Origin of the sequence: Oxalicibacterium solurbis (assembly GCF_014635845.1) — a bacterium.
Taxonomy (GTDB): Bacteria; Pseudomonadota; Gammaproteobacteria; order Burkholderiales; family Burkholderiaceae_D; genus Oxalicibacterium; species Oxalicibacterium solurbis.
This window is the reverse complement of the sequence record NZ_BMDP01000002.1, coordinates 586,503-604,004: the sequence shown is the minus strand read 5'-3', so window position 1 is coordinate 604,004 and position 17,502 is coordinate 586,503. Positions and strand designations below refer to the sequence as shown.

The 17,502-nt window shown below is 60.0% G+C and carries 16 protein-coding genes; all 16 read right to left on the bottom strand.

The window, feature by feature from the left end:
- Positions 1–34 precede the first annotated feature (34 nt).
- The 16 genes from IEV40_RS08475 to aroC all read right to left on the bottom strand — a co-directional run bounded on the left by IEV40_RS08475 (position 35) and on the right by aroC (position 17,413).
- The gene (locus tag IEV40_RS08475; protein ID WP_188420540.1) at positions 35–523 is read right to left on the bottom strand and encodes a CvpA family protein; all 489 of its coding nucleotides are present in this window, start codon (positions 521–523) and stop codon (positions 35–37) included.
- A gap of 44 nt (positions 524–567) precedes the next feature.
- Entirely contained in the window at positions 568–1,413 is an 846-nt protein-coding gene (locus IEV40_RS08470) for an SPOR domain-containing protein (RefSeq protein WP_188421159.1), read from the bottom strand.
- Between the two features lie 12 nt (positions 1,414–1,425).
- Entirely contained in the window at positions 1,426–2,742 is a 1,317-nt protein-coding gene (folC, locus tag IEV40_RS08465; protein ID WP_188420539.1) for a bifunctional tetrahydrofolate synthase/dihydrofolate synthase, read from the bottom strand.
- Positions 2,743–2,863: 121 nt separating this feature from the next.
- Positions 2,864–3,736: an acetyl-CoA carboxylase, carboxyltransferase subunit beta gene (accD, locus tag IEV40_RS08460; RefSeq protein WP_188420538.1), complete on the bottom strand. Its 873-nt coding sequence runs from the start codon at positions 3,734–3,736 to the stop codon at positions 2,864–2,866.
- A gap of 128 nt (positions 3,737–3,864) precedes the next feature.
- On the bottom strand, positions 3,865–4,662 hold the full coding sequence (gene trpA, locus IEV40_RS08455; RefSeq protein WP_188420537.1) for a tryptophan synthase subunit alpha: 798 nt from the start codon (positions 4,660–4,662) through the stop codon (positions 3,865–3,867).
- A gap of 85 nt (positions 4,663–4,747) precedes the next feature.
- Positions 4,748–6,019 (bottom strand): tryptophan synthase subunit beta, encoded by a 1,272-nt coding sequence (gene trpB, locus IEV40_RS08450; RefSeq protein WP_188420536.1) that lies wholly within the window; start codon positions 6,017–6,019, stop codon positions 4,748–4,750.
- Positions 6,020–6,036: 17 nt separating this feature from the next.
- Positions 6,037–6,708: a phosphoribosylanthranilate isomerase gene (locus IEV40_RS08445; RefSeq protein WP_188420535.1), complete on the bottom strand. Its 672-nt coding sequence runs from the start codon at positions 6,706–6,708 to the stop codon at positions 6,037–6,039.
- Positions 6,709–6,772: 64 nt separating this feature from the next.
- On the bottom strand, positions 6,773–7,582 hold the full coding sequence (gene truA / locus IEV40_RS08440) for a tRNA pseudouridine(38-40) synthase TruA (protein ID WP_188420534.1): 810 nt from the start codon (positions 7,580–7,582) through the stop codon (positions 6,773–6,775).
- 72 nt (positions 7,583–7,654) lie between these two features.
- Positions 7,655–10,378: a motility hub landmark protein FimV gene (locus IEV40_RS08435; protein ID WP_229724027.1), complete on the bottom strand. Its 2,724-nt coding sequence runs from the start codon at positions 10,376–10,378 to the stop codon at positions 7,655–7,657.
- 279 nt (positions 10,379–10,657) lie between these two features.
- Positions 10,658–11,764: an aspartate-semialdehyde dehydrogenase gene (gene asd / locus IEV40_RS08430; protein ID WP_188421157.1), complete on the bottom strand. Its 1,107-nt coding sequence runs from the start codon at positions 11,762–11,764 to the stop codon at positions 10,658–10,660.
- A 70-nt stretch (positions 11,765–11,834) separates the two neighbouring features.
- Positions 11,835–12,905: a 3-isopropylmalate dehydrogenase gene (gene leuB, locus IEV40_RS08425; RefSeq protein WP_188420532.1), complete on the bottom strand. Its 1,071-nt coding sequence runs from the start codon at positions 12,903–12,905 to the stop codon at positions 11,835–11,837.
- A 61-nt stretch (positions 12,906–12,966) separates the two neighbouring features.
- On the bottom strand, positions 12,967–13,614 hold the full coding sequence (gene leuD / locus IEV40_RS08420) for a 3-isopropylmalate dehydratase small subunit (RefSeq protein WP_188420531.1): 648 nt from the start codon (positions 13,612–13,614) through the stop codon (positions 12,967–12,969).
- 74 nt (positions 13,615–13,688) lie between these two features.
- A complete protein-coding gene (locus tag IEV40_RS08415; protein WP_188420530.1) occupies positions 13,689–13,805 on the bottom strand; it encodes an entericidin A/B family lipoprotein in 117 nt (38 codons plus the stop codon).
- A gap of 40 nt (positions 13,806–13,845) precedes the next feature.
- Positions 13,846–15,249, bottom strand: a complete 1,404-nt coding sequence (gene leuC / locus IEV40_RS08410) for a 3-isopropylmalate dehydratase large subunit (RefSeq protein WP_188420529.1) — start codon at positions 15,247–15,249, stop codon at positions 13,846–13,848.
- A 199-nt stretch (positions 15,250–15,448) separates the two neighbouring features.
- Positions 15,449–16,273: a M48 family metallopeptidase gene (locus tag IEV40_RS08405; protein ID WP_188420528.1), complete on the bottom strand. Its 825-nt coding sequence runs from the start codon at positions 16,271–16,273 to the stop codon at positions 15,449–15,451.
- Between the two features lie 42 nt (positions 16,274–16,315).
- On the bottom strand, positions 16,316–17,413 hold the full coding sequence (gene aroC / locus IEV40_RS08400) for a chorismate synthase (RefSeq protein ID WP_188420527.1): 1,098 nt from the start codon (positions 17,411–17,413) through the stop codon (positions 16,316–16,318).
- Positions 17,414–17,502 lie beyond the last annotated feature (89 nt).

Here is a 17,502-nt window from a genome sequence, read left to right as displayed (position 1 = left end):
CTTAAAACAAACCAAAACTCAAAACGCGCATCCATTAGAACCGGATACGCTGCGCCAGTTCTCCGGGCAGGAACGGCACCACGGTCATCGCGGCGGTCTCCGCCAGCGGACTCAGCAGTGCCTGCTTCCAGAACGGCTGCTGCGGCATGGCCGTCATCCCGCACAGCAACACCGCCGCCAGCACGATCAGCAAGCCTCGCGCCAGACCGAACAATCCGCCCAGACCGCGATCCGCCAGTGTCAGCCCGGCTGCCTTGATCACTGCATCCAGCGCCATCGCCAGCAAGCCCATCAGGATGCGCACGCCGATGAACAGCGCAATGAATCCGACAATCAGGCGCGCCGTCGCGCCGGGAATCGCATCCGGCAGCCACTGCGCCAGCGTACCGCCCCATGCATTGGCGACGACAAAGGCGACAATCCAGCCCAGCAGCGACAAAATTTCTTTCACCAGCCCCCGCAACAGACTGATGACGACCGAGCAGATCAGGACGAACAGGACCAGATAATCGAATATCGTCACAATCGCTCTGCTTTACCGCAATCCGCTCCGCAGCACTGCCGGCATCAGGCCGGCACCAGCTTGCCGCTCAAGCCGGCCTTGGTCAGCTTGGCGCGTGCTTTTTCCGCTTCCGCTTCGTTCGCAAACGGGCCGACACGCACGCGAATCACGCTGCCTGCCGAAGTCGACACCTTTTCCGTATACGATTTCAATCCTGCCGCCTGCAGCTTCTTCTGCAGTTCATTCACTTTATCCTGCGATGCCAATGCTGCAACCTGTATTGCAACCTTGCCGGCAGATTTCGCTTGGTGCTGAGGTTGCGATTGCGCCTTGCCTTCCAAGATGGCGCGCGCACGTGCCGCATCAGCAGCCTTATCCGCAGCAGACTTGTCGGCCGCAGCTTGCGGCGTGGTATGAGATTTATCGTGTGCCGGCGTTTCCGGCTTGTGCTCGGCCGGTTTGGTCACTGCCGGCTTGGGTTCAGGCGTTGCCGGTACAGTCGGTGTAGCCGGTACCTTCACCGGTTGCTCCGGCTGCGGTACTGGCGCAGCAACCGGCGCCTCTTCAGGCGTCGTTATTTTCTCCGAATTATCCGCAACAGCGGGAGCCGGGGCAGAAACGGGAGTATCGCGAGAAGGAATCTGAATATTGATATCGCCGGACAGCGGTTTCGGCTCAGGATCGAGGATCATCGGCAGGCCGATGACGACAGCCAGAACCAGTGCGATGGCGCCGACCAGGCGGCGGCGTGCGCGCTTCTTTTCAGGCAGAACCGGATCGACCGGTTCGTCGCGCTTGCTGCTCTTGCGTCTGCGGCCGGCCGGGACTTCTTCATCGGCTCGCGAATAGAAATCGCTGTTGCCGGTCGACGATTCCTGCGGTTTTTTACGAAGAGACGAGAGCAAGCCCATACGATTCAATGTTCAATTCGTTGAGTGGTGCGCGGCATGACGGGCTTCCTGACGGAACTCCATTACGCCGGCGACGGTCAGGAACGATCCGAAAACCACAATTCTATCATTCTCCCCCGCTCTGCTCAGGGCGTTTGCATAGGCTTCTGCAGGCGATGCAAAGGACTGGATGCTGATTTCAGTCTGCTGTTCCTGCCCGTCGCATGCCTGCCTGAGTTTTTCGGCAATATCGGCTGCCATTGCAGCGCGCGGCAGCGGTAGATCCGTCACGCACCAATGATCGATATGCCCCTTCAGATGCGCAATGATGCCGTCGATATCCTTGTCCTGCATCGCGCCGAATACCGCATAGGTATAGGGATGGAAACCCATGTTGCCAAGATTTTGCGCCAGCGTCGCCGCTGCATGCGGATTGTGTGCGACGTCGAGGATGACCGTCGGCTGTCCCGGCAAGACCTGAAAGCGGCCCGCCAGTTCCACCTGCGCCAGTCCGGAACGCACGTCCTGCGCGCTGACCGGCAACCGCAGATGCAAGGCTTCCAGCGCTGCCAGCACCGACGAAGCGTTCAGCAACTGATTGGCGCCGCGCAGCCCCGGATAAGCCAGCGCATTGCGGCGATGGCCACGACCGCTGAAATTCCATTGCTGACGGTCGCCCGCATAATTGAAATCGCGATTGAACAACCACAGATCGGCACCGATCTTTTCCGCATGGTCGACCAGCGATGCCGGCGGCACCGGATCGCCGCAGATCGCGGTCTTGCCGCCACGGAAAATGCCGGCCTTCTCGAAGCCGATCTTCTCGCGCGTGTCGCCCAGATATTCGGTGTGATCGATATCGACGCTGGTCACGATCGCCACATCCGCATCCAGCACGTTGACGGCATCCAGCCGTCCGCCGAGACCGACTTCGAAGATGACTGCATCCAGCTTCGCATCGGCAAACAGCTGCATCGCGGCCAGCGTGGTGAATTCAAAATACGACAACGATGTTTCGCCGCGCGCCGCCTCGATCTTGTCGAAGGCTGAGATCAGCGCTGCATCGCTCGCCGATTGGCCATTCACGCGCATGCGTTCGTTGAAGACCAGCAGATGCGGCGATGTGTACAGACCAACGCGATAGCCGGCACGCAGCAGGATGAATTCCAGCATCGCACAGGTCGAGCCCTTGCCGTTGGTACCGCCGACGATGATGACCGGGCAATCGAAATGCAGGCTCATCGCCTGCTTGACCTGCGCCGTGCGCTCCAGCCCCATGTCGATGGCTTTCGGATGCATGGCTTCCAGGCGGGCCAGCCAGTCGTTCAGTGTCGTTGGCAAAGTGTTCATGCAGATGGAACGAAAACTCCGGGAAAAGAAGCGGAGAAGAACAACGCACAGATGGCGCCATTCAGTCAAATAAAAAGCCCGAACCTGCTGCGGTTCGGGCTTGTCCTGATCAGGCCTGCGTTCAGGCCAGCACGTCGGCCGCCTGATTCTGCAACAACGCCAGCACGCGTGCGATTTCCTCGCGCATCTTGCGGCGATCCACGATCATGTCGATGGCGCCCTTCTGCAGCAGGAATTCGGCACGCTGGAAACCTTCCGGCAGTTTCTCGCGCACGGTATTTTCGATCACGCGCGGGCCGGCGAAACCGACCAGTGCCTTCGGTTCGGCAATGACGACATCGCCCAGGAAAGCAAACGAGGCCGATACGCCGCCCATTGTCGGATCGGTCAGCACCGAAATGAACGGCAGTTTCTTTTCCGACAACTTGGTCAGCATCGCGGTCGTCTTCGCCATTTGCATCAGCGACAACAAGCCTTCCTGCATGCGGGCACCGCCAGTCGCGGTAATACAGATCAACGGCACCTTCTGCTCCAGCGCCACCTGCGCAGCGCGCGCGAAGCGTTCGCCGACGACGGAACCCATCGAACCGCCCATGAATTCGAATTCGAAGCAGGCGACGACCACCGGCAGGCTCATGATCGAGCCGCCCATGACGATCAGCGCATCGGTTTCGCCGGTGCCTTCCAGCGCGGATTTCAGGCGATCCGGATATTTCTTGCTGTCCTTGAATTTGAGCGTGTCGACCGGCAGCACTTCCTGGCCGATGTCATAGCGGCCGCCGGCATCCAGCAAGGCATCCAGACGATCACGCGCACGGATGCGCAGGTGGTGCGAGCATTTCGGGCAGACATGGATATTGGATTCCAGATCGGTGCGGTACAGCACCGATTCGCACGACGGGCACTTGACCCACAAGCCTTCCGGCACCGATTTGCGTTGCGCGCTGTCGGAGCGCTGGATACGGGGCGGAAGCAGTTTTTCTAGCCAGCTCATCGCAGACCTTTCAGAATTCGAATGGGCGAATTGTACCGAATTTGTCTTGTTCAAACGGTGATTCGCCATCTGTTGCATGTTTTGACAGACCGGGCGGCATTTTACCCGCCCGGCGGGACAATTTCACCTTATTCGTCCAGCGCCTTGCGGATGCCGGACAGGAAGGTGCGTACCGCCTCCACGGCCTTGTCTTGCGGGGTATTTTCCAGTTCCTGGATGATGCGACTGCCGATCACGACCGCATCGGACACGGCCGCCACAGTCTTGGCCGTCGCCGCATCTCGGATGCCGAAACCCACGCCGATCGGCAGTTTCACGTGCTTGCGGATCGCAGCAATGCGCTGTGCAACTTCGGCCGTATCGATATGCGCCGCGCCGGTCACGCCCTTCAGCGAGACGTAATAGCTGAAGCCGCTGCCGAAGCGTGCGACCTGCTGGATACGCTCCTCGGTCGAAGTCGGTGCCAGCAGGAAGATCGCATCGAGATCGGCTGCCTTCAGCATGGCGGCAAACTCCTCGCACTCTTCCGGCGGATAGTCGACAACGATGGTGCCGTCGGCGCCTGCATCTTTCATTGCCTGCACATAGGCAGCCTGCCCCATGCGTTCGATCGGGTTGGCGTAACCCATCAGCACGACTGGCGTAGTGGTATTGGTCTTGCGGAATTCACGCACGAAACCGAGCACGTCCTGCATGCTGACATTGAACTTCAGTGCACGCTCGCAGGCACGCTGGATAACCGGGCCTTCGGCCATTGGATCGGAAAACGGCACACCGAGCTCGATGATGTCGGCGCCACCTTCGACCAGCGCATGCATCAACGGCACGGTCAGTTCAGGTGCCGGATCGCCGGCGGTGATGAACGGGATGAGTCCCTTTTTCTTGTTTGCCGCCAGTGCGGCGAATGTTGCTTGGATTCTGGACATGATTTTGTTCTGATGAATGATTCGTGGCATCCCTGTGGACGACGGACGAAAGAAAGGCGCTCCGTGAATGCGAAGCGCCCTGCCGTCAGTCGAACTTCAGTCCCATGCGTTGCGCGACGGTATGCATATCCTTGTCGCCACGGCCGGAAAGGTTCGCTAGCACGATCTTGTCCTTCGGCAGCGTCGCCGCCAGCTTGGTCGCGTAGCTGATCGCATGGCTGGATTCCAGCGCGGGAATGATGCCTTCGATGTGGCAGCAATCGTGGAAGGCCTGCAGTGCCTCCTCATCGGTAACCGAAACGTATTGCGCGCGCGACGTATCCTTCAGCCACGCATGTTCGGGGCCTACGCCCGGATAGTCGAGACCGGCCGATACCGAATGCGTCTCGATGATCTGGCCGTTCGCATCCTGCAGCAGATAGGTACGATTGCCGTGCAATACGCCGGGCGAACCTGCGGTCAGCGATGCGGCATGGCGGCCGGTATCCAGACCGTCTCCGGCGGCTTCGACGCCGATCAGTTGCACGTCCTTGTAATCGATGTACGGATAGAAGATGCCCATCGCGTTAGAGCCGCCGCCGATGCAGGCGACCACGTAGTCCGGCTGGCGGTTCGCCATTTCCGGCATCTGCTGGATGCATTCATTACCGATCACCGACTGGAAATCGCGCACCATCATCGGATACGGATGCGGGCCGGCGACGGTGCCGATGATGTAGAACGTCGTCTCGACGTTGGTCACCCAGTCGCGCATCGCTTCGTTCAGCGCATCCTTCAGCGTCTTCGAGCCGGATTCGACCGGCACCACCGTCGCGCCCAGCAATTTCATCCGGTAGACGTTCTGTGCCTGGCGCTTGACGTCCTCGCTGCCCATATAAACTACGCATTCGAGGCCGAAGCGCGCGCAGATCGTCGCCGTCGCCACGCCGTGCTGGCCGGCGCCGGTCTCGGCGATGATGCGCTTCTTGCCCATTCGACGCGCCAGCAATGCCTGGCCGATCACGTTGTTGATCTTGTGTGCACCGGTGTGATTCAGGTCTTCGCGCTTGAAGTAGATCTGAGCGCCGCCCACCTCTGTCGACCAGCGCTCGGCGTGATAGATCGGACTCGGACGGCCGACGAAATGCTTGAGGTCGTAATGGAATTCAGCCAGAAAGGAAGGATCCTTGCTGTAACGCGCATAGGCTTCCCGCAATTCCGCCAGCGCATGGCTCAGCGTTTCGGAAACGAAGCTGCCGCCGTACGGGCCGAAATGGCCGCGCACGTCCGGCAGGTTGTAAGGAGCGGCCTGGTGCAAGGCGGCTTCATTGAGCGCTTGTCGCTCGGCGAAATTGCCGAGCGGATCGAGTTCTTTCATGATGTTCTCTTTGTCTGTCAATCCGTACGCATCGCATCGGCTGCGCGTACGGCGGAGATGAAGGCGCGAATCTTCGCGACGTCCTTGATGCCCTTTGCCTGCTCTACGCCACTGCTGACGTCGACTGCATGTGGGCGAATGCGCTGCACGGCGTCAGTCGCGTTTTGTACGCTCAAGCCACCACTTAAAACGGCCCGAGGCGCGAGATTTTCTGGAATGAGAGACCAATCGAAGACCTTTCCGCTGCCGCCATAGCTGTCGACATAGGTATCCAGCAACAAGCCGGAAAACAATGCACTGGCGGCGCGATATTCAGACTCGCATTCTAGCAAATCGTCTGCCGTGGTTTCCGGTTTTACGCGCACCGCACGCATGAAGGGCCGATTGACGGCAGCCGCAATCGTCGCACATTGCAACGGCGTTTCGTCGCCATGAAATTGCAACAAGGAAACAGGTGCCTGCGCCAGTACCGCCTGCACGTCCTCCAGTGTCGCATTGACGAACAAACCAACAGTCGTCACGAACGGTGGAACCTGCATTACCAATTGTCCGGCGTTTTCTGGAGCGATATAGCGCGGGCTTTTTGCGTAAAACACAAAGCCGACCGCATCCGCACCGGCCGCGATTGCGCCCAGCAGATCCTGTTCTCGCGTCAGGCCGCAAATCTTGATGCGTGTGCGATGCGTCATGGCGCCGTCTTCATGTTGAAATGCATGTCAGATTGAAAATTGAAAACCGGTCAACTGCAGCCCTTCACAGCCACAGGAAATTCTGCGGCGGCGTCTGCGGCAATTTCCAGTTGGGATCGTAATCGATTTTCGCAAGGTACAGACCGTCCGGCATGAAGGTCGGCGCGGCCACCTTGCGATCTCGCCCGTCCAGCAATTCCTTCATCCAGTCTGCCGGCCGCGCGCCAGTGCCCACAAAGATCAGCGAGCCGACGATATTGCGCACCATGTGATACAGGAAGGCATTCGCATGCAAGGTGAGCAACAGGATATCGCCGCGCCGCTGCAGATCGATCGCATACATCGTCTTGACCGGCGATTTCGCCTGGCACTGTACCGAACGAAACGACGAAAAATCGTGCTCGCCCAGCAAATGGGCGGCCCCTTCGCGCATGCGATCGACGTCCAGCGGGCGGAACGCCCAGCCGGCCTTGCCATCGAGTAGCGGCGCCCGCACCGGGTTGTTGTACAGCACGTATTGATAGGTGCGCGAGCGTGCGCTGAAGCGCGCATGGAATTCCTGCTCTGCATCACCGGCGATCGCAGTCGCCCAGCGCACCGCAATCGACGGCGGCAAAAAGCTATTGACGCCGCGCACCCAGGAATTCATGTCGCGATCGAGCGGCGTATCGAAATGCACGATCTGCTCCAGTGCATGCACGCCGGCATCGGTGCGACCGGCACAAGTCGTTGCCACATCCGTGCCGGCAAACTGGCGCAGCGCCGCCTCCAGACGATCCTGCACGGTTTCTCCGTGCGGCTGCGTCTGCCAGCCTTGCCATGGCGCGCCGTCATATTGCACGCCGAGCACGATGCGTTTGGAATCGTCGTTCATTGACGGAAATAAAATCAAGGCAAAAAAGAAAACGGGCGCAAGCTGCGCCCGTCGTTCAGCAAGTCAATTATCTCAGGAAAGCTTGGCGAGCAGTTCGCCGGCACGTGCCGACTGTTCGCTGTTGCCGCCCTTGACAACTTCTTCCAGCAATTCGCGCGCGCCTTCCTTGTCGCCGATTTCCTGGTAGGCAATCGCCAGATCCAGCTTGGTCGCCATTTCGGTATTGCTGGAGAAGCTCTCGTCATCCAGGCCTTCCAGCGGCGGCAGGGCGTCGGATGCCGACTGCTCCGTCGCTGTCGACGAAGACGGCTCCAGTTCCAGCGTGATGTCAGACAGATCGAACTCTTCCGGTTTGGCAACCGGCTGTGCAGTCTGGGCCTGCTCGCTGGATGCAGGGAATTCGAGATCGAACGATTCCGGCAGAGATGTTTCAGGCGCCGCCGATACCGGTGTGTCGGATGCTGACGTTTCCGATGTTGCCGGCTTGTTGTCGCCGTCGAGGAAACCGAAATCGATGGAAGCGACGTCGGCCGGCAACTCAGCTTTCGACGCAGGCTGGTCTTCCTCTTTCTTTTCAGGCTGGCCGATATCGAAACCTTCCAGATCGAAATCCAGATCCTCGACCGGCTGCTTCTGTTCGGTCGCGGCAAGCGCTGCCGGCTCTTCCTTCGGCAGCATCGGTTGCGTGTCTCCGGTCAGCATCGTCGTATTGTTGAAATACGGCGAACTTTCCAGTGTCGTGTTCGGGTCCGGCTGCGTCGTATCGAGCAGTTCATCCAGCCCCTGCTCGTCGAGCGGCTGCGTGGAAGCCGTCAGCGACGAAGCCTTTGCCGCAACATCGGCCGGCAATGCACTGCCCGATGCGTACAACGGATTGCTCGGATCGAGCGCCATGCCCAACGTGGCGGCCTGCTGCCAGTCCTCGCCTTCGCCCTTGGTCATGCTGTACAGCTCGGTAGCGAGAATTTCGAACGAACGCACGTCGTTGCGATTGGAATAAATCTCCAGCAGCTTGACGCGCACCGCATGACGATCCGGTTGCGTGCGCAGCGCTTCCTTCAGGATTTCCTCGGCCTGCGCATCGCGGCCATAGGCAATGTAGACGTCGGCTTCGGCAATCGGATCGACTTCGTTGGTATCCAGCTGGCTGGCGGACGGCACGAAGTTGGAGTTGAAGACGCTGTTGTTGGTATCCACGCTCTGGCCGCCGGTCGAACCGAACAGCGAATTCGATTTCAGGCTGGAATCGGTGATGATGCTGTCCTCGAACGATCTTGCCGGTTGCTTGCGACGGCGCGAACTGTAGATGCCCAGGCCGGCCAGCAAGGCCAGCAGCACGGCTGCTCCCGGCAGGAACATCGGATTGGCGGACAGGTCGTCGAAGAAGCTCGGTTGCTGCACAGGTGCCGGCGGCGGCGTGCGCTTCGGTTTTGCCTTCGGCGCAGGTGTGGGTTGCTCTGCTGCCGGCGCTGCCGCAGCATCGGTAGGCGGTGCGGCAGTTGCCGATTCGGACGTTTCGGCAGCCGTATTTGTTGCGGTGCTTGCCGCGGTATTTGCAGCAGGATTGGCCGCATCAGTTGCCGGCTTCTCGGTTTCAGCGGCCGCAGTCCCCGCCGATGCGGCAGCTGCAGGAGCAGCCGTGGTTTCCGCCTGCTTCTGCTGCGTAGCCAGATCCTTGTTCTTGATTTCCAGGATCTTCTGCAATTCGCTGACGTTCTTTTCCAGTTCCTTCACGCGTGCATTCGCTTCGGCCAATGCCTTGTCGCGCGCGATCAGCTCCTCTTCGGTGACGCCCGCACTGCCGGTCGAGCCGACAGCCGTGCCGGACTTCGACAACTTCAGCTTGTCCTGTGCATTAGTAGAACCGGACTCTTCCTGGATGCGCGTGGTGATCTTGCCGCCTGCAGTCTGCCTGCCCTCTTCCGATGGCTGGGCGTTGGCGGCAGCAACCTGTGCCGCCAGCTTGCTGCGATAGCGGTTGAAATCCGCAGCTTGCGCCACGACCACGCCACGTGCTTCGGATTCTTCGATGACTTCGGCAGTCGTCGCTGCCGGGATCGACAGAATCTGGCCCGCACGCAGACGGTTCATGTTCTTGCCGACGAAGGCATCCGGATTGGCGCGGTACAACGCAACCAGCATCTGGTCGAGCGACACACCGGGCTCACGATACTGGTTGGCGATCTTCGCCAGCGTATCGCCCTTCTTGACTTCATAGTCCGGACTTGCGGCAGCCTTGTCAGGTGCCGGGGAAGCTTGTGCCGGACGCGATGGCGCCGTGTTGCTGCGCGTGCTGCTCGGCGCTGCAGCGACGGGCGCCGGCGATGCAGGAGCGGGGGCGGCAGGCGATACGGATTGTGCCGACACGGAAGACGAACGTCCGATTGCAACCGGCGTCACTGACGACGCGCGCGCCGAACGCATTTCCGGCGGGTCGAGCAGGAAGGTGTATTCGCGTACCAGCTTGCCCTTGCCGCCCCCCAGTTCCAGCAGCATGTCGACGAACGGTTCGTTGATCGGCTGCGTCGACGTTACGCGGATGATCGGCGTGCCGTTGCGCTGCTCGGTGGCGAAGCGCAATGAAAGCAGCACGGGATTGAGATCGATATTGGCTTCGCGGTAGGCATCGGCCGGCGCCAGGCGCGGCACCAGTGTGCCCAGCTCATCCGGTTCGACCGATGTCAGTTCGATCTCTGCACGCAGCGGCTGCCCCAGCGACGACAGCACCGTCAGCTTCCCCAACCCGGCGGCGTAGACATTCGACAGCATCGCAGCGGACAGCAGTGCCGCGCTCAAAGTCTTCAGTTGAAACGAGGAAACCTTGGAACGAGAAATTGACCGCATTTTTGAAGGCATGAGGAATCCGTTGGCGTACGTTGGAAGGGCTGCAAGCGACGCTTACTTATAGTTTTTTTAAGGACTTTTACCTTAGCATCATGGACTTACACGCGCAAGCGCAAGCAGCTTGTCACATAATTTAAAACCCGCCAATCAAGCGCGAAACGCTTCGATTTGACGGGTTTATGTTGCGTCTGGACAACGCGATCCGGGCAGCAGCCGGAGTTTTGGCAGGCCTTATTTACCCAGGATGATGCGCAGCATGCGGCGCAGCGGTTCGGCCGCGCCCCACAGCAATTGGTCGCCGATGACGAAGGCCGACAAATACTCCGGCCCCTGGTTCAGCTTGCGCACACGGCCCACGCCGATTTCCAGCCCCCCGGTGATCGCTGCCGGCGTCAATTCCTTGACGGTGAGCGCACGTTCGTTCGGCACCCATTTCACCCACTGATTGCCGCCGCGGATGATCTGCTCGATCTCGGCCAGCGGCACATCCTTCTTCAGCTTGATCGTCAGCGCCAGGCTGTGGCAACGCATCGCGCCGATACGCACGCACAGGCCATCGACCGGAATCGGCTGCGTGTTGCCGAGAATCTTGTTGACCTCTGCCTGGCCCTTCCACTCTTCCTTCGACTGGCCGTTTTCCAGCTGCGCATCGATCCACGGGATCAAGCCGCCAGCCAGTGGCGCGCCGAAGAACTCGGTCGGCACATCCTGACGAATCGTCTGCGCGACCTTGCGGTCGATATCGAGAATTGCTGACGACGGTGTCTTCAGTTCTTCTGCCACTGCGCCATGCACCACGCCCATGCCGGACAGCAGTTCGCGCATGTGGTTGGCGCCGCCGCCGGATGCCGCCTGATAGGTCATCGAGCTGACCCAGTCCACCAGGCCAGCATGAAACAGGCCACCCACACCCATCAGCAGGATGGAATTGGTGCAGTTGCCGCCGATGTAGTTCTTGACGCCGCGACCCATCGCGTCCTTGATGACGTTCAGGTTGACCGGATCGAGCACGATGACGGCGTCGTCCTTCATGCGCAACGTGGAAGCCGCGTCGATCCAGTAGCCGTCCCAGCCTGCTGCGCGCAGTTTCGGGAAGATGTCGGTCGTGTAGTCGCCACCCTGGCAGGTGATGATGATGTCGCACTGTTTCAGCGCGTCGATGTCGTTGGCATCCTGCAGCGTCTTTTCGTTCTTCGCCATCGCCGGCGCAGCACCGCCCTTGTTCGACGTCGTGAAGAAAATCGGCTCGATATGGTCGAAATCCTTTTCTTCCTGCATGCGTTGCATCAGGACCGAACCCACCATACCGCGCCAACCGACCAAGCCAACTCGTTTCATCATCATTTCCTCAAGAAGCGGCACTGCATCGCCGCGTTCATCAAACCGCCATCCCGGCGGCGTCTCTGTCTTATGCCAATGCTTTCACGACCGCGTCGCCCATCTGCGTGGTGCTGACCTTGGTCGTACCGGCTTCAAAAATGTCCGGCGTGCGCAATCCCTGCTTCAGCACGGCCTTGACGGCGGCTTCAACGCGATCGGCCTGCTCGGCCTTGTTCAGCGAATAACGCAGCATCATTGCCAGCGACAAAATCTGCGCCAATGGATTAGCCATGTCCTTGCCGGCGATATCCGGCGCCGAACCGTGCGACGGTTCGTACAGGCCCTGATTTTTCGCATTCAGCGAGGCCGACGGCAGCATGCCGATCGAGCCGGTCAGCATCGCAGCTGCGTCCGACAGGATGTCGCCGAACATGTTGCCGGTGACCACGACGTCGAATTTCTTCGGTGCGCGCACCAGTTGCATTGCCGCGTTGTCGACGTACATGTGATCCAGTTCGACATCCGGATATTCCTTGTGCACGTCGGTCACGACGTCGCGCCAGAACTGGAAGGTTTCCAGCACGTTGGCCTTGTCGACGCTGGTCAGACGCTTGCCGCGTTTCTGCGCAGCCTGGAAAGCCACGTGCGCAATGCGGCGGATTTCCGGTTCCGTGTAGCGCATCGTGTCGAAGCCTTCGCGCTCACCCTTGAACGGACCGTCCGGCGCTTCGCGCATGCCACGCGGCTGGCCGAAGTAGATGTCGCCGGTCAGTTCGCGCACGATCATGATGTCCAGGCCGGAGACGATTTCCGGCTTCAGCGACGACGCGCCGGCCAGTTCCGGATACAGGATCGCCGGGCGGAAGTTGGCGAACAGCGACAGGTGCTTGCGCAGGCCCAGGATCGCCTGTTCCGGACGCAGCGAGCGCTCCAGATTGTCGTACTTGAAATCGCCAACGGCGCCGAACAGGATCGCGTCCGCTTCCTTGGCAACCTTCAGCGTCGATTCCGGCAGCGGATGGCCGTGCGCCGCATATGCAGCACCGCCGACCGGCACAGTTTCGGTTTCGAATTTTTCGCCAAGGACATTCATCACCTTGACGGCCTGGTTCATGATTTCAGGACCGATGCCGTCGCCGGGCAGGATTGCGATTTTCATTGGATGATTTCGTAAAAAATGGAAATGGGGTCGTGAACGTGGATCAGATTCAGATTCAAGTTCAAATCGTGTTGGACAGCCACGGCTGGGAAACCAGATGGCGCTCTTCGTATGCGCGAATCTTGTCTGCCTTCTGCAGCGTCAGGCCGATATCGTCCAGGCCGTTCAACAGGCAGTACTTGCGGAACGAATCGATCTCGAACGGAAAGACGAGATTACCGTTGCTGGTGCCGATGGTCTGCTTTTCCAGATCGATCACGAGACGAAAACCCGGGAAAGCCTTCACTTCGTCGAACAGCTTGTCGACTTGCGTTTCGGTCAGCACGACCGGCAGCAAACCGTTCTTGTAGCAGTTGTTAAAGAAGATATCGGCGAAGCTGGGTGCGACGATGGCACGGAAGCCATACTGGCTCAACGCCCACGGAGCATGTTCGCGCGACGAGCCGCAGCCGAAATTCTTGCGTGCCAGCAGAATGGATGCGCCTTGATAACGCGGCTGATTCAGCACGAAATCCGGATTCAGCGGACGCGTGGAATTGTCCCGGCCCGGTTCGCCGATATCCAGATAACGCCATTCATCGAACAGGTTCGGGCCGAAACCGGTGCGCTTGATCGATTTCAGAAACTGTTTCGGAATGATCGCGTCGGTATCCACATTGGCGCGATCCAGCGGCGCCACCAGGCCATCGAGAAGAGTAAATTTGTCCATACCGTTCAACTTCAACTATTGATGGGATCGACCGCCATCGCGGCTATCCCCGTACAGGCAACAAACCGGATGGTTTATTTGCCCTGGATTTTTTCGCCCGCACGTTCGACATCCTTGCCGAAGCCGTTCACCGTATTGCAACCGGCCAGCAGCCAGACAGAAGCGATCAGCAGAAGAGCAACCTTTTTCATGTTTTTTCTCCCTTGGTACTTCAGTTATTCCAACAAATCGTTACTTCAACAAGCGTACGTCGACGAAATGGCCTTCGATGCCGGCAGCTGCGGCCATCGCCGGACTGACCAGATGCGTACGGCCGCCGGCGCCCTGGCGGCCTTCGAAATTGCGGTTCGACGTCGATGCGCAGCGCTCGCCCGGCTCCAGACGGTCGGCGTTCATCGCCAGGCACATCGAACAACCCGGATCGCGCCATTCGAAGCCTGCATCCTTGAAAATCCTGTCCAGGCCTTCGCGTTCGGCTTGCTCCTTGACCAGACCGGAGCCCGGCACCACCATCGCCAGCTTGACGTTGGAAGCGCGCTGCTTGCCGCGCACGACGGCGGCAGCTGCGCGCAGATCCTCAATGCGCGAGTTGGTACAGGAACCGATGAACACCTTGTCGATGCGGATATCCTCGATCGGCGTGTTCGGTTTCAGGCCCATGTAGACCAGCGCCTTTTCCATGCCGTCACGCTTGACCGGATCCTTTTCCTTATCCGGGTCCGGCACGCGGCCGTCGACCGGCACCACCATCTCCGGCGACGTACCCCATGTCACCTGCGGCAGAATCTCGGCGGCATTCAGCGTGACGACCATGTCGAACTTCGCGCCTTCGTCCGAATGCAACGTGCGCCAGTATTCGACCGCGCGATCCCAGTGTGGGCCGACCGGCGACAGCGGACGTCCCTTGACGTAGTTGATCGTGGTGTCGTCGACGGCAACCATGCCGGCGCGTGCGCCCGCCTCGATCGCCATGTTGCAGATCGTCATGCGGCCCTCCATCGACAGCGAACGGATCGTCGAACCGCCGAACTCGATCGCATAGCCGGTACCGCCTGCGGTGCCGATCTTGCCGATGATGGCCAGTACGATGTCCTTGGCGGTCACACCAACCGGCAACGCGCCATCGACCTGCACCAGCATGGATTTGGATTTCTTCTGCAGCAACGTCTGCGTCGCCAGCACATGCTCGACTTCGGAGGTACCGATGCCATGCGCCAGGCAACCGAACGCGCCATGGGTCGACGTATGCGAATCGCCGCAGACCACCGTCATGCCCGGCAAGGTCGCACCCTGCTCCGGGCCGATCACGTGGACGATACCCTGGCGTTTGTCGCGCATGCTGAAGTAGGTCAGCTTGAATTCCTGCGCATTGTGATCGAGCGTCTCGACCTGCAGGCGCGACGTCGGGTCGGCGATACCTTGCTCGCGGCCGGAAGTCGGCACGTTGTGGTCGGCCGTCATCAGATTGGCGGAACGGCGCCATGGTTGGCGATGTGCCAGCTTCAGCCCCTCGAATGCCTGCGGGCTGGTCACTTCGTGCAGCAGGTGACGGTCGATGTAAAGAATCGTCGTGCCGTCGTCGGCAGTATCGACGACGTGCGCTTGCCAGAGTTTGTCGTAGAGAGTCTGAGCCATGTTTCGCTTGCTGTAGAGGCTGGCACTAGGCCGGGAAAGCTCTCGATTATGCCATATTTGCGCCCTGCCTGAATGGACAGGACTCGAGATTGCCAACGCGTTCAGGCGCGTTTCGTTGACAAGATGGGGCTGATTTCCGTCGTTACAACGCGAGTGGCGATCCGGATAACGGCTCCACGGCACGCGCCATTATCATTGGCTATTTTTTCGCCTGTAGATAAAGTGGCATCACGCGCTGCGAATAGTCGGTCAGGTCACGGCTGCGATCGGCGCTCGACGGGTGCGTAGAAAGGAACTTGGGCGTTTCGTTGCTGCTGATACTGCCCATTTTTTGCCAAAGGGTCACGGCAGCGCGCGGATCGTAGCCAGCGCGCGCTGCCAGTTCGACGCCCATGCGATCGGCCTCGGTTTCGTGGCTGCGCGAATTCGGCAAACCGACCAGCCCCATGTAGGCATATTGTGCGCCCTGCTGCCCTAGGTCGCCGAGGCCGAACAGCGCCGAGCCGACCGAAATCAGGCTGCCGGCCACCATCTGCTCGGATGCACGCTCACGCGCATGTTCGCGTAGTGCGTGGGAAATCTCGTGACCGATCACCGCCGCCAACTCGTCGTCGGTCGGTTTCACCTTGTCGATCAAACCCGTATAGACGGCAATCTTCCCGCCAGGCATGCACCAGGCATTGACTTCGGACGACGACAACACATTGACTTCCCATTTCCAGCCACGCGCATCCGGGCGGAACACCGGCGTCTGCGCAATCAGCCGGTCGGCGATCTTCCGCACACGTGCGACCTGTGTCGCATCGCGATTCAGTGCATTCTTCTTTTTCTCTTCCGCAATCAATGCCGTGTACTGTTTGGCTGCGGTCTGATCCAGTTCCTGCGCCGATACCAGCATGCGCTGCTGGCGATCGACGCCAACCGTGCCGCCTTGCGTCGTCTGCACGGTTTCACAGGCAACCAAGGACAGCGTACCGGCGATGACAGATGCGGAAATCAGCGTGCGCAGACCAAACGGTTTCATCTTCCTTACCCCAAACATAAAGGCGTCGAACGCCGAACCGGCTTAGCGGGCGGCGGGAATCTTCGGCGTGGCGACAAAGACGTCGCCGCATTGCGCGCGATGACGCAATGCGTGATCCATCAATACGAGCGCCAGCATCGCCTCGGCGATCGGCGTGGCGCGAATGCCGACGCAGGGATCGTGACGTCCCAGCGTCTCGACCGTGATCGGGTGGCCGGCCTTGTCGATCGACTGGCGGCCGGTGCGGATGCTGGAAGTCGGCTTGATGGCGATCGATGCAGTGATGTCCTGGCCGGTCGAAATGCCGCCGAGCACGCCGCCAGCGTTGTTGCCGGCAAACCCTTGCGGTGTCAGTTCGTCGCCGTGCTCGGTGCCCTTCTGCGCAACCGAACGGAAGCCGGCGCCGATCTCGACGCCCTTGACGGCATTGATGCCCATCAGTGCATAGGCGATATCGGCATCCAGCTTGTCGAACAGCGGCTCGCCCAGACCGATCGGCACGTTCTGCGCCACCACGTCGATGCGTGCGCCGCAGGAGTCGCCATCCTTGCGCAACTGATCCATGTAGGCTTCCAGCTGAGGCAGGATGCTCGCGTTGGCTGCGAAGAACGGGTTCTCCGGCACGTGCTTCCAGTCTTCGAACGGAATCGCGATCTCGCCCAGCTGGCTCATGCAACCCTTGAACGTGGTGCCGTACTGTTCCTTCAGCCACTTCTTGGCGATCGCCGCGGCACCGACGACAGGCGCCGTCAGACGCGCCGACGAACGGCCGCCGCCGCGCGGATCGCGAATGCCGTACTTGTGCCAGTAGGTGTAGTCGGCGTGGCCGGGACGAAAGGTATCGACGATGTTGCCGTAATCCTTGCTGCGCTGGTCCTCGTTGCGGATCAACAGCGCAATCGGCGTGCCGGTGGTCTTTCCCTCATAAACACCAGACAGAATTTCGACGGTATCCGACTCCTGCCGTTGCGTCACATGACGTGAGGTGCCCGGCTTGCGGCGATCCAGTTCCGGCTGAATGTCGGTTTCCGACAACACCATGCCAGGCGGACAACCATCGATCACGCAGCCGATTGCAGGACCGTGCGATTCGCCGAATGTGGTAACGGTAAACAGTGTGCCTAGGGTATTGCCGGACATAATGGGACGCGAGGTTGACTTGATAAAGTGGTCATTCTACCAGCGCGACAGCCGGCATCGCTTCAATTCCGCTGGGAAAAAGCATTGCC